At 69.0% G+C, this 23,321-nt stretch carries 25 protein-coding genes and 3 pseudogenes; 16 read left to right on the top strand and 12 right to left on the bottom strand.

What is annotated here, in order from left to right:
* The first annotated feature begins 180 nt into the window (after positions 1-180).
* The 3 genes from ACWF79_RS11240 (at position 181) to ACWF79_RS11230 (ending at position 4,094) form a co-directional block, all read left to right on the top strand.
* Complete coding sequence (locus ACWF79_RS11240) at positions 181-789, top strand: hypothetical protein (RefSeq protein ID WP_453727805.1); 609 nt, start codon at positions 181-183, stop codon at positions 787-789.
* 1,533 nt (positions 790-2,322) lie between these two features.
* Positions 2,323-2,649 carry a GYD domain-containing protein gene (locus tag ACWF79_RS11235; protein WP_453727815.1) on the top strand — a complete coding sequence of 109 codons (327 nt, stop codon included), beginning with the start codon at positions 2,323-2,325 and terminating at the stop codon, positions 2,647-2,649.
* Positions 2,650-3,440: 791 nt separating this feature from the next.
* Entirely contained in the window at positions 3,441-4,094 is a 654-nt protein-coding gene (locus ACWF79_RS11230; RefSeq protein WP_453727804.1) for a hypothetical protein, read from the top strand.
* Between the two features lie 42 nt (positions 4,095-4,136).
* On the opposite strand, the gene ACWF79_RS11225 is transcribed toward ACWF79_RS11230, so the two are convergent.
* Positions 4,137-4,457 (bottom strand): DNA polymerase thumb domain-containing protein, encoded by a 321-nt coding sequence (locus tag ACWF79_RS11225; protein ID WP_453727803.1) that lies wholly within the window; start codon positions 4,455-4,457, stop codon positions 4,137-4,139.
* Here ACWF79_RS11225 and ACWF79_RS11220 point away from each other — a divergent pair.
* A pseudogene (locus tag ACWF79_RS11220) lies at positions 4,416-4,860 on the top strand (transposase); the annotation flags it as partial. The gene ACWF79_RS11225 and the pseudogene ACWF79_RS11220 overlap by 42 nt on opposite strands.
* An 83-nt stretch (positions 4,861-4,943) precedes the next feature.
* On the opposite strand, the gene ACWF79_RS11215 reads toward ACWF79_RS11220, so the two are convergent.
* On the bottom strand, positions 4,944-5,288 hold the full coding sequence (locus ACWF79_RS11215; RefSeq protein ID WP_453727802.1) for a pentapeptide repeat-containing protein: 345 nt from the start codon (positions 5,286-5,288) through the stop codon (positions 4,944-4,946).
* Positions 5,289-5,495: 207 nt separating this feature from the next.
* Positions 5,496-6,293 (bottom strand): hypothetical protein, encoded by a 798-nt coding sequence (locus tag ACWF79_RS11210; protein ID WP_453727801.1) that lies wholly within the window; start codon positions 6,291-6,293, stop codon positions 5,496-5,498.
* Positions 6,294-7,203: 910 nt separating this feature from the next.
* Between ACWF79_RS11210 and ACWF79_RS11205 the strand changes: the two genes are divergently transcribed.
* The 6 genes and pseudogenes from ACWF79_RS11205 to ACWF79_RS11180 all read left to right on the top strand — a co-directional run bounded on the left by ACWF79_RS11205 (position 7,204) and on the right by ACWF79_RS11180 (position 9,812).
* Positions 7,204-7,515, top strand: coding sequence for a hypothetical protein (locus ACWF79_RS11205; RefSeq protein ID WP_453727800.1), 312 nt, complete (start codon positions 7,204-7,206; stop codon positions 7,513-7,515).
* Entirely contained in the window at positions 7,512-7,901 is a 390-nt protein-coding gene (locus tag ACWF79_RS11200; RefSeq protein ID WP_453727799.1) for a hypothetical protein, read from the top strand. The genes ACWF79_RS11205 and ACWF79_RS11200 overlap by 4 nt, the downstream gene beginning before the upstream one ends.
* 63 nt (positions 7,902-7,964) lie before the next feature.
* A complete protein-coding gene (locus tag ACWF79_RS11195) occupies positions 7,965-8,171 on the top strand; it encodes a hypothetical protein (protein WP_453727798.1) in 207 nt (68 codons plus the stop codon).
* Positions 8,168-8,878, top strand: coding sequence for a class I SAM-dependent methyltransferase (locus ACWF79_RS11190; protein ID WP_453727797.1), 711 nt, complete (start codon positions 8,168-8,170; stop codon positions 8,876-8,878). Before ACWF79_RS11195 ends, ACWF79_RS11190 begins: the two co-directional genes overlap by 4 nt.
* A gap of 181 nt (positions 8,879-9,059) precedes the next feature.
* A pseudogene (locus ACWF79_RS11185) lies at positions 9,060-9,182 on the top strand (helix-turn-helix domain-containing protein); the annotation flags it as partial.
* A 132-nt stretch (positions 9,183-9,314) separates the two neighbouring features.
* Positions 9,315-9,812, top strand: coding sequence for an N-acetyltransferase family protein (locus ACWF79_RS11180; protein WP_453727796.1), 498 nt, complete (start codon positions 9,315-9,317; stop codon positions 9,810-9,812).
* A gap of 534 nt (positions 9,813-10,346) precedes the next feature.
* On the opposite strand, the gene ACWF79_RS11175 is transcribed toward ACWF79_RS11180, so the two are convergent.
* Positions 10,347-10,574 (bottom strand): hypothetical protein, encoded by a 228-nt coding sequence (locus tag ACWF79_RS11175; protein ID WP_453727795.1) that lies wholly within the window; start codon positions 10,572-10,574, stop codon positions 10,347-10,349.
* A 630-nt stretch (positions 10,575-11,204) separates the two neighbouring features.
* Positions 11,205-12,269 carry an alpha/beta hydrolase family protein gene (locus ACWF79_RS11170; protein ID WP_453727794.1) on the bottom strand — a complete coding sequence of 355 codons (1,065 nt, stop codon included), beginning with the start codon at positions 12,267-12,269 and terminating at the stop codon, positions 11,205-11,207.
* 116 nt (positions 12,270-12,385) lie between these two features.
* On the opposite strand from ACWF79_RS11170, the gene ACWF79_RS11165 reads away from it, so the two are divergent.
* Together ACWF79_RS11165 and ACWF79_RS11160 are read left to right on the top strand one after the other, a co-directional pair.
* Positions 12,386-13,021: a GNAT family N-acetyltransferase gene (locus ACWF79_RS11165; protein WP_453727793.1), complete on the top strand. Its 636-nt coding sequence runs from the start codon at positions 12,386-12,388 to the stop codon at positions 13,019-13,021.
* 35 nt (positions 13,022-13,056) lie between these two features.
* Positions 13,057-13,902 (top strand): PaaX family transcriptional regulator C-terminal domain-containing protein, encoded by an 846-nt coding sequence (locus ACWF79_RS11160; protein WP_453727814.1) that lies wholly within the window; start codon positions 13,057-13,059, stop codon positions 13,900-13,902.
* 108 nt (positions 13,903-14,010) lie between these two features.
* Here ACWF79_RS11160 and ACWF79_RS11155 read toward each other — a convergent pair.
* The 3 genes and pseudogenes from ACWF79_RS11155 to ACWF79_RS11145 form a co-directional block, all read right to left on the bottom strand.
* Positions 14,011-14,447 (bottom strand): annotated as a pseudogene (locus ACWF79_RS11155) (GNAT family N-acetyltransferase); the annotation flags it as partial.
* A gap of 446 nt (positions 14,448-14,893) precedes the next feature.
* Positions 14,894-15,391 (bottom strand): gamma carbonic anhydrase family protein, encoded by a 498-nt coding sequence (locus ACWF79_RS11150; protein ID WP_453727792.1) that lies wholly within the window; start codon positions 15,389-15,391, stop codon positions 14,894-14,896.
* Between the two features lie 157 nt (positions 15,392-15,548).
* Positions 15,549-16,286 carry an SCO6745 family protein gene (locus tag ACWF79_RS11145; protein WP_453727791.1) on the bottom strand — a complete coding sequence of 246 codons (738 nt, stop codon included), beginning with the start codon at positions 16,284-16,286 and terminating at the stop codon, positions 15,549-15,551.
* Positions 16,287-16,365: 79 nt separating this feature from the next.
* Between ACWF79_RS11145 and ACWF79_RS11140 the strand changes: the two genes are divergently transcribed.
* Positions 16,366-17,277 (top strand): LysR family transcriptional regulator, encoded by a 912-nt coding sequence (locus tag ACWF79_RS11140; protein WP_453727790.1) that lies wholly within the window; start codon positions 16,366-16,368, stop codon positions 17,275-17,277.
* An 816-nt stretch (positions 17,278-18,093) separates the two neighbouring features.
* On the opposite strand, the gene ACWF79_RS11135 is transcribed toward ACWF79_RS11140, so the two are convergent.
* Complete coding sequence (locus tag ACWF79_RS11135; RefSeq protein WP_453727789.1) at positions 18,094-19,212, bottom strand: sulfite oxidase; 1,119 nt, start codon at positions 19,210-19,212, stop codon at positions 18,094-18,096.
* Positions 19,213-19,438: 226 nt separating this feature from the next.
* Between ACWF79_RS11135 and ACWF79_RS11130 the strand changes: the two genes are divergently transcribed.
* Together ACWF79_RS11130 and ACWF79_RS11125 are read left to right on the top strand one after the other, a co-directional pair.
* Positions 19,439-19,942 (top strand): hypothetical protein, encoded by a 504-nt coding sequence (locus ACWF79_RS11130; RefSeq protein ID WP_453727788.1) that lies wholly within the window; start codon positions 19,439-19,441, stop codon positions 19,940-19,942.
* A gap of 13 nt (positions 19,943-19,955) precedes the next feature.
* Entirely contained in the window at positions 19,956-20,315 is a 360-nt protein-coding gene (locus tag ACWF79_RS11125; RefSeq protein ID WP_453727787.1) for a hypothetical protein, read from the top strand.
* 40 nt (positions 20,316-20,355) lie between these two features.
* On the opposite strand, the gene ACWF79_RS11120 is transcribed toward ACWF79_RS11125, so the two are convergent.
* A complete protein-coding gene (locus ACWF79_RS11120; RefSeq protein WP_453727786.1) occupies positions 20,356-21,168 on the bottom strand; it encodes a hypothetical protein in 813 nt (270 codons plus the stop codon).
* A gap of 178 nt (positions 21,169-21,346) precedes the next feature.
* On the opposite strand from ACWF79_RS11120, the gene ACWF79_RS11115 reads away from it, so the two are divergent.
* The gene (locus tag ACWF79_RS11115) at positions 21,347-22,084 is read left to right on the top strand and encodes a dienelactone hydrolase family protein (protein ID WP_453727785.1); all 738 of its coding nucleotides are present in this window, start codon (positions 21,347-21,349) and stop codon (positions 22,082-22,084) included.
* A gap of 207 nt (positions 22,085-22,291) precedes the next feature.
* On the opposite strand, the gene ACWF79_RS11110 is transcribed toward ACWF79_RS11115, so the two are convergent.
* Both ACWF79_RS11110 and ACWF79_RS11105 read right to left on the bottom strand, forming a co-directional pair.
* Entirely contained in the window at positions 22,292-22,519 is a 228-nt protein-coding gene (locus tag ACWF79_RS11110) for a hypothetical protein (RefSeq protein ID WP_453727784.1), read from the bottom strand.
* Positions 22,520-22,711: 192 nt separating this feature from the next.
* Positions 22,712-23,170, bottom strand: a complete 459-nt coding sequence (locus ACWF79_RS11105; RefSeq protein ID WP_453727783.1) for an HIT domain-containing protein — start codon at positions 23,168-23,170, stop codon at positions 22,712-22,714.
* Positions 23,171-23,321 lie beyond the last annotated feature (151 nt).

Genomic DNA, 23,321 nt, shown 5'->3' with positions numbered 1-23,321 from the left:
TCGTGGACCACTGAGCGGATGCCCCGGCCTGGTGAGGTCACCCGTACGCCCCGGCCTCCTTGCCGCCCGCCGGTCCAGGACATCGCATGGAGTGCGAGAGGCGGGTCCACCGGGGCTCGCCCATGGCCGGTGAGCCCTCTCAGGTGCCCGCCGGGCAGGACGAAGGGACCCGCTGTGTACGTGCGCACGCTGTATGCGACTGGAGATCCGACCAAGCTCGACGGCGCGGTCGACGCGATCTCCTCCGAAGGCCGGGCCATGCTGTCGGAGCAACCGGGATTCCGGGGTGTCGGGCTGTTCGTCGACCGAGAGCTCGGCAAGCTGCTGACGGGAACCTGGTGGGAGGACGAGAGGTCCCGCCAGGACAGCGACGAGCAGCTGCGCGAGCGGCGGGCCGCGCTGCTCGCGCCGTTCGCCCAGACCGTGGCCGTCGACAACTGGGAGGCGGCGGTCGCCAAGCCTCCACGGTCCGCCGGACCCGGAGCGTGGTTCCGGCTGGCACGGCTGGAGTTCGACCCGGCCGGCACGGACCTCCTGGTGGACACCTTCCGGGACATGGCACTGCCCCGACTCGATGGCATGCGCGGCTTCGAGGGCGGATCCCTGCTCGTCGACCGTGCCAAGGGCCGGGCGAGTGTGGGTGTCGTCTGGAGTGACCACGACGCGCTGACGGCCTCCCGCGGCGGCGTCGCGGCGATCAGGGGCGAGGCCACCGCGAAGGCGCACGTGACCACGCGGAGCATCGAGGAGTTCGAGGTGGTCTTCGCCTCCGTGACCCGCCCTTCCTGAACCGGGGGGCGCGGCTCGTCGCTCACAAAAACTGACCAGGAAACGAAGAGCAACCTGGCCGATTTCACAGCTCTGCCGCCCAGCTCGGCTGAGCACACGCCCTTACTCCTGGCCTCTCCCCCGGCCTTCCTCTACCACCACCTCCCGACCTGGGGTCGGTGTCCCCTGCTACCGGCAACGGCTCCAGGTCCCGCAGCCCGGCGTCCGCGACAGCCTGCATCTCCCGCGCGGAACCCTGGTGAAGCAGTGCCCCCACACCACCGCCGCCTTCACGATCTGATGCCGCGTTGCCGCTACCGCCGCCACCTCCGCGGCGACCCATGCCAGTAGTACACCGATTGACCTGCCCGCCTTCTGCACTGGCAGGCCGACGCCCCGCCGACCGGTCGGCATTTCCCGCCGCGTGCTGCCATGCGGCTCCCCAGATCCCCGAGATCGCCTGGTAGGCGTCCACACGCGGTCCTGGGAACGCCCTCAAGAACCGCACTGTGTGAAGCCCCCAGGGGCAGGGCCCTGGGGCGACGGATTGCCCGGCTGATCGGTTTGGCGGGTTGCGGCTTCGTCGATCTCTCGGGAGACCAACGCGGGGTGGTCGGTGTCCCGCCTAGGAACCGGTCGATCGCTGGGGCGGTCTGCACAGTCGGTGGCCGCGTCGAGCAGAGCCTGGATCTTGCGGGAGAAGGCGGGGCCAGGCAGGGGCAACTCGCTTCCAGGTTCGCGGAGGTAGCCGACGGCGAGGGCGGTAGGCATGTACTCCATCAGTTCGGTGACCACGGGGGCAGGGGCAGGTCCTGGCCGCGCTCATGTGGCGAAGGCACTCAACACCGGCTCATGAGGAGCAGGAGCGCTCTCGCACAACGGCCAAGACCGCGGCCCTGCTGCCTTCCCTCGGCCCGTGCATGCACGGTCGCCGGCGATCGTCGCCAAAGCGGTCGGGACCACCCTCAGCTCATGATCAGCACATCCTGCGGGTGCGTAACCGCCTTGACATCCACCTCGTCGATCTCGTCGAACACCGCCACGTCCCAGAACGGTGCATCGGGCTGCATGACCAGCACCATCACCGTCCAGGACCGAGCGCGGCGGGGACGACCAAGGACCGGACGGTGGGCCATTCACGGTTGCCGGGTGGGTAGGCGTACGCGGTCACGCGGGACCCGCCTCCTCGCAATCGAACACCAAGGTGACGCTCTGCGACGACTCCCCAGATCTGTGCCAGAACCGAGGTGCGAGAACGAATGTCGGCGAGTGCTGGCAGCAGGGCTGATGCGTTCTTGGGTTGTGAGATGTAGATGTGGTGGCTCGCGCGCTTGGGCAAGGTATGACTGGTCGTGGTCACGTGGACCGAACCGTACGTGGACGTGGCAGCCACCGTGTACGAGGCAGGGCGCAGCGCCCGGGTGAGTTGCGTCGCAGCCGTTGGCTGTGGCCGTGCCGGTCATTGTCCGCAGCCGTTCGGGGGATAGGCGGCCCGCATGCGGTGCGTATTGCGCCGGGTCAGGGCATCCCTTGGGGGGACGTAAGGGAGAGATGATGCCGCTCTATCTGTCGAGGTTCAGCTATACACCGGAGACTTGGGCGAGGCTGATCGTCCACCCCGAGGACCGCGCAAAGGCCGCTCAGGCGTACATCGAGTCCGTCGGCGGGAAGCTCCACGGCTTCTGGTACGCCTTCGGCACGCACGACGGCTACAACCTGTGGGAGGCGCCCGACAACGTGTCCATGGCCGGGGTTGCGCTGGCGATCAGTGGAGGCGGCGCGCTCAGCTCGTTCGAGACGACAGTTCTCCTGAGCGTCGATGAAACCATGGATGCCCTGCGCAAGGCCGAACGGGTCCAGTACCGGGCACCGGGCGCGTAGCGGTCGAGGGCTGAAGCGTTTGGCGCACGCCCTTATGGCGGCCCCACTGCCACGCCCTACGCACGGGAAGTCGACGGCAACACGGGCCGGTGCCGTGGGCGCGGTCGGGCGCCTGGCGGCCGGCGGCGACGCCGAGGATCCGCTGGACGGTGGCGAGCGGGGTGTCGGCGATGTCCCCGACGGTGTTGATCCCGAAGCGGGCGAGCGCGCGGGCGGAGGCGGGGCCGATCCCGGGGAGCGCGGCGGCCGGCTTTGGGCGGAGGCACGCGGCGATGTCGTACGGGGTGTTGCCGGCGACGGTGCTCGTGCCGGGCGCGGTGCCGGCGGCCGCCATCGCCGCGACCATCCGGGAAGGACCGACGCCCACGCTCGATTGGACCCCGTACAGCGCGAGCGCGCGCAGCCGTGCGACGGCGGCAAGGCCTGCGGGATCGCGGTCCCTTCTCGGGGGGGAGGCGGTGTGGCGCAACGCAGACGAGGGTCGGCTTGTGCAGCTCAGCGTGCGGACCGCCAAGGCTGGTCGCTGCAACAGGTGTGGTGTCATCGCCGGTTCGAGTACTCGAAGAACGAGGGGCGCGGTGCGGGGCGGGCACGGCGCCGTGGGGTCGTGACAGGACCTCCGTCCCGGTCGGCCCCACCGCTTCGAGGAGCCGTCGGCTCGATCAGCCGCCGGTCTTCGAGCCCTGGGAGCCTGCCGCGGCCGCCGGCTGAGGGTTATGGGCCGTCAGAAACCCTGCCTCAACGGCCGAATGGGTCGAGGCGCTCTTGCGGACCGGTCCTACGCTGGAGGCATGGCCACTGATCCCTTGTTGAGACAAGGCCCCGATTCGACGGATCTGGTCCTGCGCGCGGGCCCGGCCGGGCCGGCGTGGAACGTGCTGACCTCGGCGGGGTCGGCGCTGTTGACTCCGCTCGTCCTGGGCGTGCCGACCCTGCTCGTCGCCTTCTGGATGGCGCTGGCCGGGGCGCAGGCGTCGACCGTGTTCGTGGTGGTGGGGGTGATCGCCGGGCTGGAGTACCTGATCGGCTGGCTGGCGCTGGTCTTTTCCCGGGCCCGGGACATCCTGCGGGTGGAGTTCGCGCCGACAGGGGTGCCAGCGTCCCTGCGGTTGGTCCGGGCCGCCGGGCCGGACGACTGGCTGCCCGTCGACACCCTGCGCGAGGTGCGGCTGACGCACGAGGTGGTGGAGCCTTACCAGGGGGACCGCAAGCCGGCCGTCTCCAAGCTCGCGCTGGAACTCCTCCTGCGGAGCGGCCCGGAGCGGATCGCCCCGCTCCCGTTCGGCGGCGACCCGCAGCGGCTCGCCGACGCACTGGAGGCCCTGCTCGGCCCGGCTGCGGTCGTGGTGGAGCTGCGCACCGAGCGCAGCACGCGCGACCAGCCGCGGTCGAACTCGAGCTGGTTCTCCGGCGGTTCGGCCTCGGCCGGCTCGGGTGGCGGCTGACCCCAGGCTGACCGTGGCGCTCCCCGGCCGTCTGGGAGGTGCCTATAGGTCGGCGGGGTCCAGGACGTCGTGTTCGAAGGCCCGGTCGGCGGCCAAGGACTTCGCGATCGGCTGCGTCTGGACGGTGCGCGGGTCCTGGCCGCGGGCGCGGGCGTGCAGGGCGCGGCCGACGGCGCCGAAGAGCCGGACGAGCATGGACATGGGTGTCTCTGCGATGTCGCCGATGGTGTGCAGGCCGTAGGTGCGCAGCTTGCCCGCGGGCGCCGGACCGACGCCGTAGAGGGCCGCAAGCGGGCGCGGCCCCAGCCACTGCTCGACTGACCGAATCCGACCGACCGCGGCAAGCTGCGATCGAAGATCCACCTGATCTGCGGCCGAGACGGACTACCGCTGTCCCTCGGCATCTCCGGCGTGAGCAAGCACGACAGTCTGGGCTTGGAGCCGCTCGTGCGCGGCAGCCCGCCCCTCCGCTCCCGCCGCGGTCCCCGGCGCCGACGGCCGGCGCAACTGCATGCGGACCAAGGGCTACGGCTACGACTACGTGCGTCGATGGCTCCGCATGCGTGGCGTCCGCGACCGCATCGTTCGCAAGGGCATCGATTCCTCACAGCGGCTGGGCCGGCCTCGCTGGGTTGTCGAAAGAACCGTGTCCTGGCTGGCAGGATGCCGACGGCTCCGCCGCCGCTACCAACGCAAAGCCGAACACTTCCTCGCCTTCGTCGGCATAGCCGCAGCCCTCATCGGCTATCGCTGGCTGATCCGGTGAGCCAGTCGGTCGGGCGTAGAAGTCGGGCAACACCGGTGGGCGGGTGCCGGGCAGGATTGCGGACGGTCAGGCGGTCTAAGGGTTCAACCCGCTGGGCTCTCAGCCGCATCAGGCACGGACGAGTCCTCCTCCGTCGTGAACTTCGTCCTTGTTCGATTCGTCCCACGGAGGTTCGCGCCGACGAGGTTCACGTGTGTCAGGTCGGCATCGGTGAGGTTCGCGCCCTGAAGGTCGGCTCCCGCGAGGTCAGCACCTTCGAGGTTCGCATTGGTGAGGTTGTGTCGAGTGAGGTTCGCGCCTGTGAGACGGGCATCGTCGAGTTCTGCACCGGTGAGGTCTGCCCTGCGGAGGTCAGAGCGCATCAGACGGGTTCCCGACAGAGTCGATCCGCTCATATTCACCTCCCTGAGCTGCGAATCCCGTACCACGGCACACACACCTGTCACGGCATCAACAGGCGCCGTGCGCACCCTTCTGTGAGGTGATAAGCCGCACGGGTACCGAGAAGGAGTGGCACGAAAGCTCGCTGCGACTGCCGCCGCCGAGCTCTCCTGCGGATGCAAGTTCCGGGTGCGCTCCAGAAGGACGGGAAGCTCGACGTCGACCACATGGTCCCGCGCGCCGGGGCCTGGGCCTTAGGTGGCGAACGGGTTGATGTGGCCGGGCAACTGCTGCCCCGGGCGCAGGAACCGCTGGCGGCCCTGTTCGTCGCGCACCGCGAGGAACCCGGCGGCCATCAGGCGCTGTGCGATCGTCCCGCGGCGCATCGCGCCCACCTTGAACGCCACGGTGAAGAGAAGCCCGACCACCCCGCCGGAGGCGATCGCTTCGACCAGCGGCCTGTCGATGAGCAGAAGGACGGTAAGGACCACACAGAGGAGGTAGCACTTCACCTTCTGGCTCCGGTCGGCGACGTACTGGGCCATGAGGTCGAAGGTGATGAGGTCCTTCAGCACGGCCACGGCACCGACCGCTTCGGGGAGCGGCTTCAGCCAGCCCTGCTCCAGCCCTGGCACTCTCCCGCCGCTGCCCGCCTGCGGATGGGCGGTGATGGTGGCCGCCTCGCGGACGCGCGCGTCGGGCTGCGGGTCCCGGTACATGCGGACCTGGACAAGCGAGTTCTTGAACCCGGTCCTGTACGCCATGCCGTACGTGTAGCCGTAATGCTCCGCCACGTGCGCCAGGGCGGCCGCCTTCGGAGTGGAGCCCTGGGGAGCGATTTCGACGATCTCCTGCTGTCGGGCGATCTGCTGGAGCATCCCCGCTATGTGACGTTCTACGGACATCCTGTTCCCCGCCCCCTGGGACCCCGCGCCTGGGGCCGACCGACGCACAGCGTAGTAGCGCTGGTTCATGTTCTTCACGACCAGGCCCTCGACGCCCGAGACGTCCAGTCCAGTCACTCCCGCGCCCTGGACCGGGTCGGTGGTCATCGGGCACAGCGCCCGCGGCGCGGTCAGTGCGCGGGTAGCTAGGGTCTGTAAAGATTTTGGTGTAACTGAGTTGGTTGGTCGGATCAGATTCGGTTGTGGGTGAGGCGTCCGTCGAAGGCCTGCAGGGCCCGCTACCAGCGGTTGGTTTAACGCCTGCGGCCGGTGCCGGTCGGGCGAGATCACCGCGAGGTACACGCACTTCAGAGCCGCTGCTTCGGGGGGGAAAATGGCATCGTGCCCTGACCACCCGGCGTCACAGCTCCTAGGATTCTCGCTGATGTCCTAAGCGCCGGACGTAGCGTTGTACTCCAGCTGCGGGTCCGGCGATTCCGGTGCGGGACCTCCAAGTGCCCACGTCAGACGTTCATGGAGCAGATATCCGGTCTCACCCATCATGGCCAGCGCACCGAGCGACTGCGTTCCATCCTGACCGCAGTCGGCCTCGCCCTGGCTGGTCGGGCCCGCGCCCGGCTGGCTGCCGTGTTCGGCATGTCCATCAGCCGGAGTCGGTTTTGCGCCTGGTCGAGGCGGTCATCAGCAGTTCACTTTCGTCAAGCGCGGGCGGGGATGTGGCCCGAGTGGAGCGTTCCGGTTCCACCTCCGTGATTTCGGAGGCTGAGCGGAGTAGGTCTCCCACCGGCATCTGGAACATGTGCTCCAGGACGAGAGACGTGGGAGCGTAGGGCGCCGTCTTGACGCCCCCGAGCCTCAGCAAGCGCTCGTATTGCCGCGGCCGCGGTCTTCTCCTCGTCGAGAGGCTCGCCAGCCGATGGGGTGTCGATGAAGGCGGGAGTCTTGTCTGGTGCGAGATGGACTACCGCGCCGGACCGACGCTGTCTGCGCAGCAGACGTTGACCTTTGAGCGCCAGCCCTTCCCGCAGATCTACCGACCTGCGCGGGCACGGCCCGGATGTTCGTCCGCCGCCAGGCGACGGCCGGCGGTTGGAAGGGCGACGTGGAGGGGGCGGCTCGTGCCATCGGCGTCGCTGCGACCATCATCAAGGAGCCGACCCAGCTCGGCCTCGCTGTCGGCGAGGACGGAGCCCTGCTTGTTGAGATCGAGGACGCTCAGCGGGGCTCCACAACCGCCGACCAGGTCATTGCTTCCTTCTTCCAGCACCTGACGGGTGCCCAGCTGTACTGGTCCGATACCTCGACCGATCGTGCCGCGAGGGCAGCCCTCCCGGTGCGGCGCGTCGAGCGTGTCGGAGGTCCAGCATGATGCTCGTCTTACCCGAGACCGCTCCGGCGGTGCTGCTGGATGCAGCCCCAGCCTGTGAACAGCTGCTGCGTCGGCTGCTCGCCAGCCTCACCGACATCGAGGCTGACAAGACCTTCGACGCCGACCTTGTTCTCGTCCAAGAGGCGTTCGACACGCCGTCGACCTCTTCCGAGCGAGAGATCGGCGAGCGGGCACAGGCCCTGTCCGCCGTGCTGGCGCGCTGCGTTCAAGAGGTCCGTCGTCGTGGCCTGCTCCTCGAAGACCACGTCGTCTCCCTCGTACGCCAGGCCGAGGCGGCCATAGGCGCCACGTTCCCTGAGCTTCACGCCGCACTGCGGCGGCGCGCGGTCATAGCCGAAGCGCTGCTCGATCTGCTCGGCACCTAGACCGCTCTCCCCGCAGCTGCTCGTCACGAAATCGCGGCGGGGAGAGCACACCACCAGGGGATCATGATGAAAAGGAAATCGCTCCCGACGAGGGAGCCGTTCGAGGCCCTGGCCGCGATCGTGCCGCCGCCGGCCGCGCCGGCACCGGTGAACCTGTTCGGTGCGAAGCTCGGCGACACCTTCGATCGGCGCTTCGACCCGGCCCGCCTCTGCCGGCTGGGCGCTCTTCCGGCGGCCAGCGAGGCGCAGGAGAAGGAGGCCACCTCGTGAACACGCTTCGACGGCAGCGGTCTGCGGCCTTGTGGGACGATCTGTACGCGGCTCCCGACGTCAACTTCGCATCGATCCCTCGGACCGAAGTCGGCCAGTTCCAAGACCGTGTCGCCGCTGGCGCGGGCCAGGTCGTGATCGACGTGGGCACCGGCTTGGGCGAGTGGGCCTGCCGTGTGTCCAGGCTCGGGCTGACCGTCACCGGCTACGACTACTCGCCCGTTGCGATCGAATCGGCCCGCCGTCTTCAGCACAACCACGGTCCCCTCAGCTTCGAGATCCACGACTTCGACGCCGGCGCCATCCCGAGACGCCTCCAGCGCGACTCCGTGGAGATCGTGAGCTGTAGGCACGTCCTGCATTTTCTGGAGATGCCGCGGTTCATCGCCGACGCCCGTCGGTGGCTGCGCAAGGACGGTGTTCTGCACGTCACTACCGCGGTCACAGAGAAGATGCGCGACGGCCGCCACGTCGGTCTTCGCGAGGAGGAAGTCCGCGAACTCGCGAGGGGTTGGCGCGAGTCGACCGGTACGACCTTGACCCGCACGGCGAGATCACCGCCGTGGTTCTCCGCGGCCCCTACGCCTGACCCCTCCGCGTCCCGACCGCAGCCGCGGCACTTCAGCCTCTCCCACACCGACCCAACCGCTCGTGGCCAAGGCGGTGTTGGAGCTCTGACCGAAGAGGAAGAGCATGTGCACCCGTAGGCCTCCCTGTCCTCCAGCCGACTCCCCCGAACTGCTGCTGAGCGGGAGGATCGTGCACCCGTACCGCCCCGCCGTGAGGGGCGCAGCGTGAGGCGCGCGGCCACTTCCGACCCCTTAGAATGGCCGGTACCCCGCAAACCAGTCGACGCGGCCACGCGGACGCGGGTGGGCGCGGAGCTGGCGGAAGCGGTACAACGCGGGCGCTTCCATCCGCGACCTCGCGCGGCAGAGCGGGCGCTCCTACACCTTCGTGCACACCCTCCTCACCGAGGTGGGCGTCACCTTCCGTCAGAGAGGCGGATGACCCCTCCCTGATCAGCCCCTCTCCGAGAGCGGGGTCGAGCCACTTCACCCCCGAACCGGGCGGAGAAGAAGTGCAACCCGCACGCTCGTGAATAACACGCGGTCTGGAAGGCGTTGCGGATAGGGTGATCGGATGTTCGAAGTTCGTCGCGCCGGCCCGTACGACGGGGACGCACTCGGTGAGATCCACGCCGCAGCCTGGGAAGTGGCCTATGCCCCCTTCTTCGCTCCGGAGTTCGCTGCACGTGCGGTCCAGAGCAGGCGGACACGATGGCACGAACGGACCGCGCAGGCAGCCGCGACGATCCTGCTGGCCGAACTCGACAGCCGCCCCCTGGCACTGTCCGTCTTCAGCCCGTCCTCAACCCGGCCAGGTCTTGCCGAGATCCACTCCTTCTACAGCCACCCTGACAGTTGGGGCAGCGGCGTCGCCGCCGCATTGATGGCCGAGACGCTGCGCCGCGTGCGCAACGACGGGTTCGCCCAAGTGCACCTGTGGACGCTGCGCGACACTCCACAATCCCGTCGCTTCTACAGCAAGTGCGGCTTTACCGAGAGCGGTACCGCACGCACCTTCGACTTTGGCGATGGAAACCCCCTTGACCAGGTCGAATACGAGCGGGTGTGTTGATACCCACAGAGGGGCTTTCACCGTCTCCCCGCCGCTGAAGGGCTCAGTCACAGCTGACCTCTGCCGCCAGCAACCCCGGGTCCGGCTGAACGCGTCGCGTTCACGGCCACGCCAGTGCCGTCTTTCCTCGCCAACATCTCTAAGCCTATGGACCACCGTCTGCCTCCGAAACCCAACGACAAACGCTGTCCTTAGACGTCAACGAAGCCACCCCCTCGCCCCTCGCGGCGGAACCCCGAAATCATTCAGCGGATGACCGAGCACTGAGCGACGGACCAAGCAGATCCAGCCCAGCCATTCGTTCAATGCGACCGGGATGAGGAACCTTCGTGCCGCCGACGGAGATCTCCGGAGGGCGCCGACCGGCGCGAGCCCATGTGCCCGCGGCAGGTCACCTCGTCCTAGCCTCACCGCGCACTGCCATCCACCTCACGTAGGCACCCGGGTCCGATCAGAGAGTTCTACGAGCAGATCGCCTAAGCAGAAGCCTCGTGTCGGTATCGAAGCGCCCCAACCGACTGGTGTGCTTCACCATCAGCGGCCTGTGCAGGTCTCCGACACTGCCTGGACCGACCACGCCCATGCGTGCTCGCCATCGAACACCGGGACGACGACCAAGTCCTCACCGCCGTCCAGGGCGGCCACCCGCGCCTCGCCGAGCGGGGCGAGCAGGGCGAGTGGAAGACGCGCAGGCAGGAACGGGGCCTTGTCGCGGCCGCCCTCACGGGCCAGCGTGACAGCCTCGTCCGACCCGAGCGGCACCGCCGCCAGGGATTCGTCGGAGGCGATGAGACGGCAGATGGCATCGGTACGGATCAGGTTTCCGCTCGTACCCTTCTCTTCGGCGCGGTCCGTACCCAGGCCGGCCCAAGCCGCCTATTGAGGCGCCGTGATCCTCCTGCCGCCCCACCGCGCCAAGGGTCCCTGTGTTCTCGGCGCCATCCGTCAACGGCCGAACGGGCCGTTCGGGACGTGGCTCGAGCCGTTCGCCGGCAAGGGCGACGACCTGGCCCCAAGGGCATCGGCTTTCCCGCGCTGAGGACGAGAGTGGACCGGTGAGGAATTCGCTTTTCCGCTGGACCCCGTCACCGCCCATGCCTCCCTGCAGGAAGTCAGCCCACGTGAGCAATCGGACGCCCGAATGGCCTTGCCCCCACATGACGACCACGACGGTGCGACTGGGGGCTGTCCAGTCGATCAAGCCGGTCGTGATCTTCGGGAATCTGGCACAGTCAAGGCGCCGCGGAGCGAAGTCCGTCGGATCAGTCGACGATCGGCTTGCGGTGGTCGCTGGAACCCTACGCTCTCGTAGCGGTGCGGCGTTCGCTTCAAAATGCACCCGGCGGTAGACGTGAACGTGCACCACGCGCCATGGCCGGCCTTGCGGGGGTGTCATGGAGTGGCATTGCCGCCTCGGCCGAGATCCTCGAGGAACTGCCGTTGGTCGTCCAGGAATCCGTCCGCGAAGAGCGAACGGGGGGAGAAGAGCGCGGTGAGGGTGGTCTTGAGGTCCGACTGCTCGATGGACCGTTTGAGCAGTGAATGGGCCCCGTCCGGGTATCGCTTGACCGTCAATGCACCGCCTCCGTCCAGCGCCCTGCGGTAGCCGCGCTCCGTGTCGGCGGTGTCCACGTTGATGTCGTGGCCTGCGAGGGTCAGCAATACGGGTACGCCGCGCAGAGCGCGGAGATCCTGCGTGGCGTCCGCGGTGTAGTTCTTGGAGATGAAACCCCAGCGATCGGCGGTCATACCGTCCGCGTCCCCGCCCATCGCCCTGACGTACTCCTCGAATGTCGCGTCGCGTTCCAGCAGCCGACGGGTCGTCTCGCTCCTGGTGATCTCGGCCTTGGTGCGGACCGCCGACGCGCCGTCGGCGTGCAGCTGGGCGAGAAGGTTGTAGCGGCCCTGCTGGAGCCAGTTGATCGCAGGCGAGACGGCGATGACAAAGCTTACGGGCGTCTTGGCGGCGATCTTCGGTACGACCCAGCCCGCCTGACTGGCGCCCCAGAGCCCGATCCGGTCGCCATCGATGTCCGGGCGGGCACGCGCCCAGGCGATGGCCGCGGCTGCCTCGTCGGCCCGGTCGTCCATGGACTGGTCGAGCCAGTCGCCGGGTGCACCCGCGACGCCGGGCTTGTCCCAGGACAGTGAGGCGTACCCGGCCTTGGCGTTCGCTTCCCACATGGGCTTGTAGCCGTCGTCGTGGGTGGCGTCGATGGGGCCGTCGCCGTGGACGTACACGACCAGGCCATGGCGCTCGCGGCCGTCCTTGGGGGCGGCCAGTACGCCGTTGAGGGTATGGCCGCCGTGGCGGATCGAGACCCGCCGCACGTCCATGTCGTAGGAGTTCTGCCTCAGCACCACACCGGTGAGGCCGGCGGCCACGACCAGGACGGTGACGAGTGACCACGCGGCGGCGCGGAGCCCGCGCCTTCGGGGCTGGGTCTTGGGGCACATGAGATCTGACCGCCTCTGTTCGGGGTTACGCGGCCCCGAAACTATCACCACAGGAACGGCCGTATAAGAAGTGATAGTTTTCGTGTGAGGCTGGACGAAGAAGTGGGGGCACGGACATGGGACTGGAAACCACGGGTGCCGGTACTGGGCCGGTGACGGTACGGCGGGGCGTTCCAGCGGGAGCCGAGCAGCGGGCGGCTGAGCTGTACTGGGACGCCTTCGGCCGCAAACTCGGCCCCGCCCTGAATCCGCCGGACAAGGCGGTGCCCTTCCTCACCGCCCACCTGAACGCCGACCGCGCGGTCTGCGCGCTCCTCGACGGGCAGCTCGTCGGCCTCGCCGGCTACCAGCTCGGTGGCCGGGCTCTCACCGGGGGATCAGCCTCCGCCGTACTCCGCGCGTACGGACATCTGCGGGGGCTGCACCGACTCCTGCTCCTCGCCCTGTTCGAACGCAAGCCGGCCCCGGGGCAGCTCGTCATGGACGGAATTGCCGTGGACCCGGGCATACGCGGCCACGGCGTCGGGAGCCTGCTCATCGAGGAAGTGGCCGCCGTCGCGGCGGAGCAGGGCTGCCGGGAGATCAGACTGGACGTGATCGACACCAATCCGCGCGCCAGGGACCTGTACGAGCGGCGCGGCTTCACGGCCGTACGGACCGAGCACACGCCCTACCTGCGCAGACTGATGGGCTTCAATGCGGTGACCACCATGCACCGCCCCATCGGAACGAGAGGAACGACAAGGCCGTGAGCGCCGAGACGGACCACATCGAGATCCCCACCCGCATGCTCGTCCACGCGCTCATCCGCGAGGACGGCACCGTCGGCGCGCACGAGCTGTACACCGTCGCCAACACCCTCGGCATGAGCGACCAGCAGGTACGGCTGTGCATCAAACGCCTCGTGGCCGAAGGCCGGTTCACCCATGAGGGCCGAGGCCGCAAGGCGAAACTGCACGCCACCGAAGACACCACGCGTACCCTCGCCCCGAACGCCGACTTCCTCCGGCACGCGTTCCAGCAGGACGCCGGGCTCGCGCCCTGGGACGGTGTCTGGCATCTGGCCGCCTTCGCGGTGCCCGAATCGGCGCGCACGGCCCGGGACTCCCTGCGCGAGACGCTCGTCCACCTCGGGGGCGCCCCGCTCCAGGGCGGACTGTACGTCTGCGCCAACGCCTGGGAACCGTACGTCGAAGAAGCGGCCCACCGCCTCGGCGCCCACAGCGCGCTCACCCTCCTCACCACGACGGACCTGCGAAGGGGCGCCACCCAGGAGCCCGCCGAACTCGCCCGCCACCTGTGGCCCCTGCAGGAGATCGCCGAGCGCTACCACCGCCTCAGCCGCCTCGCCCAGCCCCGCCTGGCCCGGCTCACCGGCTGCGACCGGCTCTCCCCCTCCGCGCTCCTCACCATCACGGTCGAACTAGCCGCCGAACTCAGTCGCGCCATGGAACCCGACCCACTCCTGCCACCTCAACTCCTGCCCCAGCCATGGCCCGGCACCCAGGCCCGGGAACTCATCGCCCGGTGCTGGGCCGCCCTGCACCACCGAGAACACGGCGAAGCCCGCCCGGCCCTCTTCCGCCTCTACGCCGACATCACCCGAGAAGTAGCAGACCGTGCCGCGCACTGAAAATGGGTGAGGCGCCGCGAGAGCCCCCATCCGGGCAGACGGGCACCAGATCAACGTCGTGCGCCTTGATGCGTACAGACCGGTGCACGTTCGGGCGTCAGCCGACAAGAGGTCGTAGGAGCGGTGCGGATTCGCAGTCCCGGTGTACAACCGAGCGGTCTCTGCGCCGTGCTCGCGAAGAAACCGCATCCCGTCCAGCAGCAGGGTCCTCCCAAGTCCCAGACGCCTCGACTCTGTCCGGACGCTCAATTCTTCGACTTCACCGTCAGTGGGAACCCGCCGACGGAGGGAGCACAGGGCGACGCCGGCCAGGTCTGCCCCATCCCAAGCAGCCCGCCAGCAGGCCGGATCGGCCGTAGCGAGAAGCTCTCGAACGTCCGCCCCTCGGCTAGAGCGGCATCCGCATGCGAATCAACGACTGTCTTCAAGGCCGCACGGTAGGTCGGATCGACGGCACCGGCTCGAATGCTGGCTGGCAACGGCTTGCCGTCGGGGCGCTCCCGGAGGTCGGCCAACCCCAGCTCTACCAGGCTGAAGACACGCCGGACGCGCCACCGCTGCTCGAAGTACAGCTGGCTGCCGGCGGCGTCGAGGCGGCAGGCGGCGCGGGCGGCGCAGTCTTCCTCCGCCCGCGCACCGCGGCGAACGCGGACGACGACGGCCAGAAGGAGCATCCACATGGCGGCACCAGGATCACCGACGTTCGCGACGCGCGGAGGGGCAACGCGCCCTTGCAGGGCATATCTCTCCTACGCCGCCCGCCATTGCCCTCCGCAGGGCCCGCCCCCGGTTGTCCCTGTAGGCCTGGACCTGTCCAGCCAGGGCCTGCCCAGCGGATCAGAGGACTGCCGGCGTGTCCGCTCCTTGCTGTCTGCCGTGGGCCGGGGTGATATTGCTCTGCCGTCCTCCCTGCCCCGCTGACCAGCATCGTGTGACAGCGGACATCACAAATGTCCGCCGCAGCCCATATTCGAAGAGTCCCGTCGCGGGCTCAGATCTGTTGGTCATCGCTGTGGCGGCCGAGGCTGCGGCCGAAGCGTTCGGAGAGGGCGGGCATCAGGCTCTCGCCGTCGGCTGGGCGGTCCAGGCCGAAGACGTAGCCGGGGAAGTCCAGGTCCTTCTGCACCGCCCAGATCGCCTCGTGGTCATCGGGCGGGAGGATACGCACCGGGTCGCCGACGGCGACCCAGCCGATCGGCACCAGTGAGTCGGCGGGAAGCGCGGTGCGCAGGTGCACGATGCCGTTGATCCGCACCTCGGAGCGGGTACCGATCCGTGCTCCGTTGAAGACGCGGCTGCCGGTGGCCAGGAAAACCTCGTCCTCAACCCGGCAGCCGGTCAGGTAGGAGGTCGGGCCCACCAGCACCTGACGTCCCACGATCAGCGGATCGCGTCGGGTACCGCGCAGGACCGCGTTCTCCATCACGATGCTGCCGTCTCCCAGTTCCACCGGCCCGCCCTCTGCGGTGAGAACCGCACCGAACAGCACCCTGCACCCGGCCCCCACGCGCACGTCCCCGCACAGCGTGGCGGTGGGAGCGACGTAGGCCGTGGGGTGGACGGAGGGCGAACGGCCCTCATGAGTAAGAAGCATGGCCGTGATCACGCAGTCCTTTCGTGTACCTGGCGGTGTTGCCGGGATCTGGTCATGAGGTCGGGGAGCCGGTCAAGGCATGGACATGCTGGGCGAATTCGGCGCGTTGCCGACCGGTCAGTGCCGCGTACAGCGGTGCCTGCATCTCGTCGGTGAGCTGCTCGGCACGCTGCCACCGGGAAGTCGAGGCCGCGTCGGCCGGAGGTGGCGCTTGCCAGCCGTAGTGCGTCGCCTGCTCGACGCCGAGGTTGACGACCATGGCCTCGCGGGCGCTCAGCCCGCACAGGCGTACCGCCGCCAGATGGCAGGCGCCACGGTGTTCCCGTAGTACGTGTATCCGCTGCATGGCCGCGCCGACCGGGTCGTCGCCGGGGCAGGGTTGGGCGCGCCATCCGGCGAACAGAGGCAGCCCGTCGGCGTCGGCGGCGTCGATCAGCTGCTGTGCCAGGTGGTTGAAGTGGTCCACGTCGAGATGGGTGGGGATGTGTGCGCGCCCCCACGTGCGGATGGCCTGTGCGTAGCAGGCGGCGGCTTCCTGCGGCGGCATCACGGACCGTCCGGCCTCCCACCCGGCGATGACCAGAGCGGGGCCGAGGAAGCCCTGTATCGCCTGGACCACCGAAGCGGGTGCCTCGCCGAGCACCCCGAATCGTCCGCGGCAGTAGAAGCCACGCCCCGGGGCGAAGCCGGCACGCAGGCCGATGGCGGCGGTCGCCCCGTCAGACATGAACTCGTCACCGAAGTCGTGGACAGGCCGGGCAACCGCCGAGATGCAGTCGAAGATTTCCATGCGCTGAAGGTCGCTCACCTCAACTCAGTAGGTCAAGAGGATGATTTCTGATGGGACGCTTTAGGTAATCTATCGAGTCATGCTGGATATCCGCCGTCTGTACATGCTCAAGACCGTCGCCGCCCGCGGTTCCATCACCGCGGCCGCGCAGTCCTTGGGCCTTTCTGCCGGTGCCGTCTCCCAGCAGCTGGCCGCACTGAGACACGATGTGGGGGCCGATCTGCTGCGTCCCGACGGGCGGACCGTCGCGCTCACCGAGGCGGGCCGCGTCCTGCTCGAACATGCCGAGAAAATCCTCGCTGCCATGGAGGAGGCCGAGTGCGCCGTGGCAGCGGTCAAGGGCACGGTCGGCACCACCGCCACACTCGCCGCGTTGCCCTCGACCCTCGCCCAGATCGTGGCCCCCGCGCTGACCGCACTGGGCTCACACCATCCGCAGCTCGCCGTGACCCTGCTCGTCACCGACCAGGCCCAACTGCCCGAACTCACCCTCGGCACCGTCGACGTGGTACTGGGCCAGCGCTACCACCACATGCCACAGAACACACACCGAGGCGTCGAGATCTCGCCGCTGCTCGACGACCCGCTGCTCATCGTCACCCCCGCCGACGGATCCCGCGGGCGTCCCCTCGCCCTGCGCGAACTGGCCTCACACAACCTCGTCCTGCCGCCGGCGACCACCGACTGCGGACAGGCCATCTGGCAGGCCTGCCACCAGGCCGGCTTCACACCCACCACCCGCTACACCACCACCGACATCACCGCCCAACTCACCCTCGCCCGCACAGGCCTCGCCACCGCACTCATCCCCCAAACAGCCATCGACCCAGCCACACCCGGAATCCACACCACGCCCATCAAGGACCACCCGATCCAGCGCCTGCTGTTCGCCGCCACCCGCCACACCAAAACGACCAACCCCACGACCACGGCCATCATCACGGCACTGTCCACAGCGGCACGACAGGACCGCACCGCTCACGTCCCGTAGGGCGGAGTCGTCCCGAACTGCGACACAACACCTACGAAGTCCCGATATGGCTGCGTCGAAGCGCTACGCATCGTTGCCGCGAGCGGTGGACAAGCCTGAGCCAGGACGCGGGGAGCCCACTATCCATGCCGTCCGTGCCGTCACGTTGAGGCCGCGCACCCTGTTCTTGATCACGAAGGCTGGGGTAAGGGACCAGGAGGTGAACTGGAGGCGGTCGTACGACACCACCTGCATGCAGGCTCGCGGGCACCGCGAGTCCGTTCCTGTTGTGACCCCATGCCCAGCCGAGCCGTCGTTCCAGCCGAAGAACCTGGACACGAACCCGTTGCCGTCTCTCGGCCGAGGACGGCGTACATCGGTCTACACGGATGCCCGGCGGCGACTGAGTCGCAAGACCGGTTCTTGCTGATCCGCCGCCGGTCGACGGGCCGCTGCGCCGGCCAGGGGGCTCGACATCGAGGGCGTCGACGGCCAGGACCTCACCTTCACCTGCGCCCAGGATCGGCTGAACCCGGAACTCAATGTCCGCACCGTTCTCATCGCCGCGTGGCAGAAAACCACGCTCGCCCGCGAGATGAGCACCGCCGTAGCCACCGCCGTAGCCCCGCGCTTCCCCGGCGCGATCGCCTCCCCGATCCGCCGCTCGGTCCACGTCGGCAAGGCCCGACTTCAACGAGCGACACGCCCGACGCCCCCGGCCGGATCCACGCCTGACCGCCGCGAGTGGACCTGTTACCGGTTCCAGCCTGCGCCGCAGGCCGTGGCGTCCCGGGCGTACCGCTGCATGTCCTCGGCCGGAACGTTGTGGTCACGGGCCTACGGGAGGCAGACCACCTCGACCTGCTGGACCAGGTTGTTGCCGAAGCCGCCCCGGTTCCAGGTGGCCGCGAGCGGCTGGGTGTGCCCGGCGGCGTCGGTGGCGCGGACGGCAAGGCGGTACGGGCCCGGGGTCGCCGTCCAGGTGGCGTGCCACGCGGCCCACGCCCAGGGCCGTGCCGGGTCGGCGGTCACCTCGGCGTCGGTCCAGGTCTCCGCGCCGTCGCTGCTGAGCTCCACGCGGACCACCGGGCCGTGGCCGGACCAGGCGCGCCCGGCGAGCGGGACGGGCCCGGGCCGGACGATGCGAGTGCGGGTCATGAAGTCGGGGAAGCCCGGCGGGATCATCAGGGCCCGGGGCGCGATGACCTCCACGGGCTCCCCCAGCTCGTCGGGGGTCTGCCGGTAGCGGTAGGCGACGGCCTGCTGGAAGCCGGTGAAGGGGGTGTCGGTGACGGTGATGTCACGCAGCCACTTGACGCTCGCCATGCCGTACCAGCCGGGCACGACCAAGCGCAGCGGATAGCCGTGCTGGGGCGGCAGCGGACCGCCGTTCATGGCGTACGCCACCAGCACGCCCCGGGCCGGATCGGCCGCGACGTCGAGCGGTAGGCCGCGCTGGTAGTCCTGCTCGGTGCCGCGTTCGACACCGTGGTCGGCGCCGGTGAAGACCGCGTCGACGGCGCCCTCGGCGGTTCCCGCGTCGGCGAGCAGGTCGGCCAGCGGTACGCCGGTCCAGTCGGCGGTGCCGACAGCCTCGACGAGCCAGGGCTGGCTGACCGGGCGGGGCGCGAGCTGGGCCCGGCCGTTGCCCGCGCACTCCAGGGTGACCCGGTGGGTGACGGCCGGGCGCGCCCGCAGGGCCGCCAGGTCGAGGCTGAGGGGGCGGCGGACCAGTCCGCCTACCGTGAGCCGCCACGCATCGGCGTCGGCGTCAGGGATGTCGTAGTGGACCAGGACGTAGTGGAGGCCTGGCGGGCTGGTGTCGTAGCGCAGGGCTTCGAGTGGCAGGCCGTGGTTGCGGGCGGCGAGGGCCAGCTCCGCGGTGCTGATGCCCTCGCCGGCTCCGGCGACGCGGCCCGGTGCGCTGACGTCCCTGAGGTCCGGGGTGCCGTCCATGTCTCCATGGTGCGCCGCCGGCCGATTCCGCTCATCCGCTGGCCTCCGCCGGCCCGCGGGGGGGGGCATGGCCCGTCCGGACAACTGGCTTGATCATCTTGATGTGACATGGCTTCCCAGTCTGTCTCCAGGCCCATGGCGAAGGCATGCATGCGGGGCAGGTCCGCGGTGCAGGCGGTGTTCATCCAGTCATTGAGGTGCCGACCGGAACAGGTCTGAAGGATCTTTGCGAACCACGGACGTGCTCGTGGAGGGCCTTCAGTTCAGGGCAGCCGGCAAGGACGGTGGCGCATTGCCGGCATTCCCCGTCGGCCAGGTTCTCGGGGTGCCGCATCATCCGGCCGGTGACCCGGCGGCTTCGTGGTGGTGCGGGTGGGAGAACGCGGGTACGTCGGCGGCGTCTGGGGCGCAGGTCGCCGCTGATGATCTGGTAGCTCCCGCGGTAGCCGAGGTTCTGAAGCTCAGCAAGCAGCTGGATGGCGTTGGCGTGCCCTTCGGACCAGAGCTCGTCCAGGTAGGGCTTGTCGGGGTCGAGCTGGCCGGCCCGGGGCTGGCGCCCGCCGGTCAGGAGCTGTTCGGAGACTGCCGCGTACGCGTGACGCCGCCGAAGACACGCCACAGCTTCCCCAAAGGAACCAAGATCGCGAACGGTGATCGCGGGGTGACGGGTTGTCAGTGGCGGGTGCTTTCATGGATCTCTGGCGCGGGAAAGCGCCACCACGATCAGTGAGGGGGATGCTGCTGTGCCGTTCATCAGGGCGTACAGGAGGGCCGATGGGACGCCGGTCCGGGAACACTCGCGGTTGCCTGCCGGTGCGCGACGGCAGACCGCGATCGCCTTCGGGATCGTGGCGGTGGTGGTCATCTTCGCGAACTCGGGCACGGCAGCCACCGGCTCGCCGGGCACGGAGCGGTTACCGAAGCCCGAATCGCCGGCGGTGACCTACCCGATCAAATGGCCGCACGCAGACAGGCCGACGCCCCGGTCCACGCCAGCCGTGAAATATCCGATCAAGTGGCCTGGGTGGAAGGAATCGGCTCCGCGGCCGACGCCGACCGTGTCGTACCCGATCAAGTGGGAGCGCAACGGCGATGGACAGTGAGCCGGTATCGGCCCCCACGGACGGACGCCTCCGCTACGCCTCAGCCCCGGTCGGACGCGTGAGGGGCAGCAGGTCCGACCGCGTCGCCGGAGGGGTTCCAGTCCTCGATGGCGAACACGGCGACGTCCACGATGGCGCCGACCCTTCGTCCCAGCGCCGTCCCGAACGTGCCCCGCCAGGAGATGTCCCCGACCTGGCCGTCCAGGACGAAGTAGGAGGCTTCGTCCGGCGCGGCGACCCATACCGTCACGTCTGTCCCACGCACCTCGGCCGTGACAAAGGTGGCCTTCGCTATGGCGTCCCTCACGTCGCCGGGGATGTCTGGGTCGGTTCCCAAGTCCTCCCACACCGACTTGGCGGCGCACTCGACACTGTCCGGCTGGGGCGGGTGGGCTTCGCGGTCCGCCGCTTCCCACAGCTGGTCGAGTTCGCGGTCGATCCTTTCGGTCTCTGCCTCGGCGTCGGCGTCCGCGCCCCACCGGATCCGGTCGGCGAACTTCAGGCCGAGGAAAGCGACGGCGTCTTTGGTCGGCAGCTTCAGCCCGCTCATCGCGTTGTAGAGGCTCGAGCGGCCTTTGCCCCGGTACCCCGGCGCATCGTCGACGAAGTCGCGCAGGGACGGAAAGTTGGCTCGGCGGTGCAGTTCGTGGAGCCGATCGTTGAGGGCGCGGTGCGCGCCCGGCGGCAGGTCGGGCTTCTTGAGGGGGCGTCCCATCGGCTGCTGCTCCGTTGTGTGGTCGTTGGGTGTGGGGGGCGGGCTCGTCCTGCCCTGCCACCAGGTACGGGCCCACCGCGCGAGCCAGACAAGGACGGCGACGATGAGGCCCGCCGCGGTGTTCTCGACAACGTTCATGATCCGAGAATTTCAGGCGCCTCGTGCGGATTGGACAGTTCTGGACGCCGGACCTGAAACCGCTCGCCATCGCTTCAGGCCAGGGTCCGTCCTTTTTCAGAGAGAGGACACCCGTGCTGTTCTGCCAGCGGCAGAACAGCGGCCGGACCGGACCCGACGATCACTACTGTCCAGTCGCATGAGGACGATTACGACGCGTACGGTCGAGTACCCGGCCGACGGTTTGACGATGACCGGGCACCTCGCGCTCCCGGCCGGTGGCGACCGCCGGCCCGCGGTGCTGCTCGGACCAGAGGGCATGGGGCTCAGCGACGTCGAGCGCCGCCGGGCCGACGCTCTCGCCGAACTGGGATATGTAGCGCTCGCCTTCGACCTTCACGGCGGGCGTTATCTGAGTGACCCCGAGGAAATGCTGGGCCGTTGCATGCCACTGCTCGCCGATCCTGACCGGATGCGGGAGATCGGCCATGCGGCACTCGACGTGTTACGCACCGAGCCCCGGACCGACCCCGACCACATCGCCGCCATCGGCTACGGAACCGGGGGCGCCATCGCGCTGGAACTCGGGCGCGACGGCGTCGACCTGCGCGCGATCGGGACAGTCAACGCAACTACCACCGGCCGACCGGGCGAGGCAGCACGCATCCGCTGCCCGGTGTGGGCCGGGGTCGGATCGGAAGACCCGATCATGGCGCCCGCGCAACGAAACGCGTTCACCGCCGAGATGCAGGCCGCAGGCGTCGACTGGCGCCTCACCGTCTACGGCGGAGCCCTGCACGCCTTCCACCACCCGACGGTCGACCACCCCACGGTCCCCGGCGTCGGCTACCACCCACAGCACGCACAACGAGCCTGGCGCGACGTCATCGACCTGCTCGCCGAGTGCCTGCCCCTGACGAACGACCCGGGGGCATGACCCGGGCAAACCCGGCGGTGGCAGGCCTGGTCGGCGTCGTGCACCGACAGCGTCCTCCCCTCAAGCCCTCCCAGCAGACCCGCATCCGGACAGCTGAAACGCCGACATCGACCAGGTGGCCGACCGCGGGGGCCTGCTGCCAGCTTTGTTCACCGGTAGCGGCTCTGGCTCAACTTCTGGGGAACGGCTCCACGGCACAGGGCCGCGTCAGGTGCACTCACCGTTCAGGTGATCGCGAGCCGCAGTCACGTAGGCGGCGATAGCCGTGGTGAGGTAACGGTGCTCATTACGAGCCGCCTGCGCGGAGGCAGCGTTGGAGTAGTCCCCCTGCCGAGCAGCCAGACGCATCTGAAACGCCACGCCGGCGACCTCCTGGGCCAGGTCAGCGACGTGCTGGGGCCCTTCGAACTGGACGACGGCGAGGGGCGCCAGCAAGGCGTCATCCCTCTCCGCAGCCTCGGCCCGCAGCACAACGGCGCGTGCTGCAACGCTTGCACGGTCGTTGGGGGCAGCGGCGGTGTGGGTGAGTTCGGCGCGAGCCTCGGCGAGCGTGACGGTGCGCCGCGTCCCATATGCGCACGATTCAGCAGCGTGTAAGAAGGCGGCGTAGGCGTCCCGCTGGTGCTGTCAGCGGACTGCGTCTACGGGACCGCGGTGGGCTCCGTGCCCTTGGTGCCGGTCCGAGGCCAGGGCGTCAGCTAGTCGCGCCTCGGGATCGCCAGTGACGTGTTGTACGGAGCGTCCTGCCGGCCAGGTCGAAATTCCGTCGTCCAGCCACCGCGGAACGACGTGGAAGTGCAGGTGGGGCACTGACTGCTCCGATCCCGGGCCGCTGGCGCTGAGGATGTTCACACCTGAGGCGTTCAAGGCCGTCCGCGCGGCCCCGGCCACGCGCTGAACCAGCGCCGTCACCACGGCGAGGACGTCGGGCGGGGTCTCAAAGATGTCCGCGTAGTGGAACGTGGGAACCACCAGAGTGTGACCCGGCGCCAGAGGATTCAGCGGAGTAAAGGCACAGGCCACCGGACCACAAGCCACCCAGCTCGCGGTGCCTTCGCCGATGAGCTCGCAGAAGACGCAGTCCATATGACCGAACCTGCCAGATACGGGTTGTCACTCGCCAACCAATTCAGGATCTTGGCGAAGACGGCCGGGATGCCGGGATGGCCCACGTGTGCACAGAAGCTGCGCCAGAACCAGAGAGCCGGCACCGCTTGTCGTCGAGTTGGGCCACCGC

The sequence above is a fragment of the Streptomyces sp. NPDC054975 genome (assembly GCF_053609105.1).
Note: the sequence above shows the minus strand (reverse complement) of the source record. Positions and strands in the feature narration are given on the sequence as shown.

Excerpts from the sequence above, each read along its gene's own strand:
- ACWF79_RS11235 (WP_453727815.1), top strand. The coding sequence starts at position 2,323 with ATGCCGCTCTATCTGTCGAGGTTCAGCTATACACCGGAGACTTGGGCG.
- ACWF79_RS11230 (WP_453727804.1), top strand. The coding sequence starts at position 3,441 with ATGGCCACTGATCCCTTGTTGAGACAAGGCCCCGATTCGACGGATCTG.
- ACWF79_RS11210 (WP_453727801.1), bottom strand. The coding sequence starts at position 6,293 with ATGACCACCGACCCGGTCCAGGGCGCGGGAGTGACTGGACTGGACGTC.
- ACWF79_RS11205 (WP_453727800.1), top strand. The coding sequence starts at position 7,204 with ATGTTCGTCCGCCGCCAGGCGACGGCCGGCGGTTGGAAGGGCGACGTG.
- ACWF79_RS11200 (WP_453727799.1), top strand. The coding sequence starts at position 7,512 with ATGATGCTCGTCTTACCCGAGACCGCTCCGGCGGTGCTGCTGGATGCA.
- ACWF79_RS11195 (WP_453727798.1), top strand. The coding sequence starts at position 7,965 with ATGATGAAAAGGAAATCGCTCCCGACGAGGGAGCCGTTCGAGGCCCTG.
- ACWF79_RS11180 (WP_453727796.1), top strand. The coding sequence starts at position 9,315 with ATGTTCGAAGTTCGTCGCGCCGGCCCGTACGACGGGGACGCACTCGGT.
- ACWF79_RS11170 (WP_453727794.1), bottom strand. The coding sequence starts at position 12,269 with ATGTGCCCCAAGACCCAGCCCCGAAGGCGCGGGCTCCGCGCCGCCGCG.
- ACWF79_RS11165 (WP_453727793.1), top strand. The coding sequence starts at position 12,386 with ATGGGACTGGAAACCACGGGTGCCGGTACTGGGCCGGTGACGGTACGG.
- ACWF79_RS11160 (WP_453727814.1), top strand. The coding sequence starts at position 13,057 with ATGCTCGTCCACGCGCTCATCCGCGAGGACGGCACCGTCGGCGCGCAC.
- ACWF79_RS11145 (WP_453727791.1), bottom strand. The coding sequence starts at position 16,286 with ATGGAAATCTTCGACTGCATCTCGGCGGTTGCCCGGCCTGTCCACGAC.
- ACWF79_RS11140 (WP_453727790.1), top strand. The coding sequence starts at position 16,366 with ATGCTGGATATCCGCCGTCTGTACATGCTCAAGACCGTCGCCGCCCGC.
- ACWF79_RS11135 (WP_453727789.1), bottom strand. The coding sequence starts at position 19,212 with ATGGACGGCACCCCGGACCTCAGGGACGTCAGCGCACCGGGCCGCGTC.
- ACWF79_RS11120 (WP_453727786.1), bottom strand. The coding sequence starts at position 21,168 with ATGAACGTTGTCGAGAACACCGCGGCGGGCCTCATCGTCGCCGTCCTT.
- ACWF79_RS11115 (WP_453727785.1), top strand. The coding sequence starts at position 21,347 with ATGAGGACGATTACGACGCGTACGGTCGAGTACCCGGCCGACGGTTTG.
- ACWF79_RS11105 (WP_453727783.1), bottom strand. The coding sequence starts at position 23,170 with ATGGACTGCGTCTTCTGCGAGCTCATCGGCGAAGGCACCGCGAGCTGG.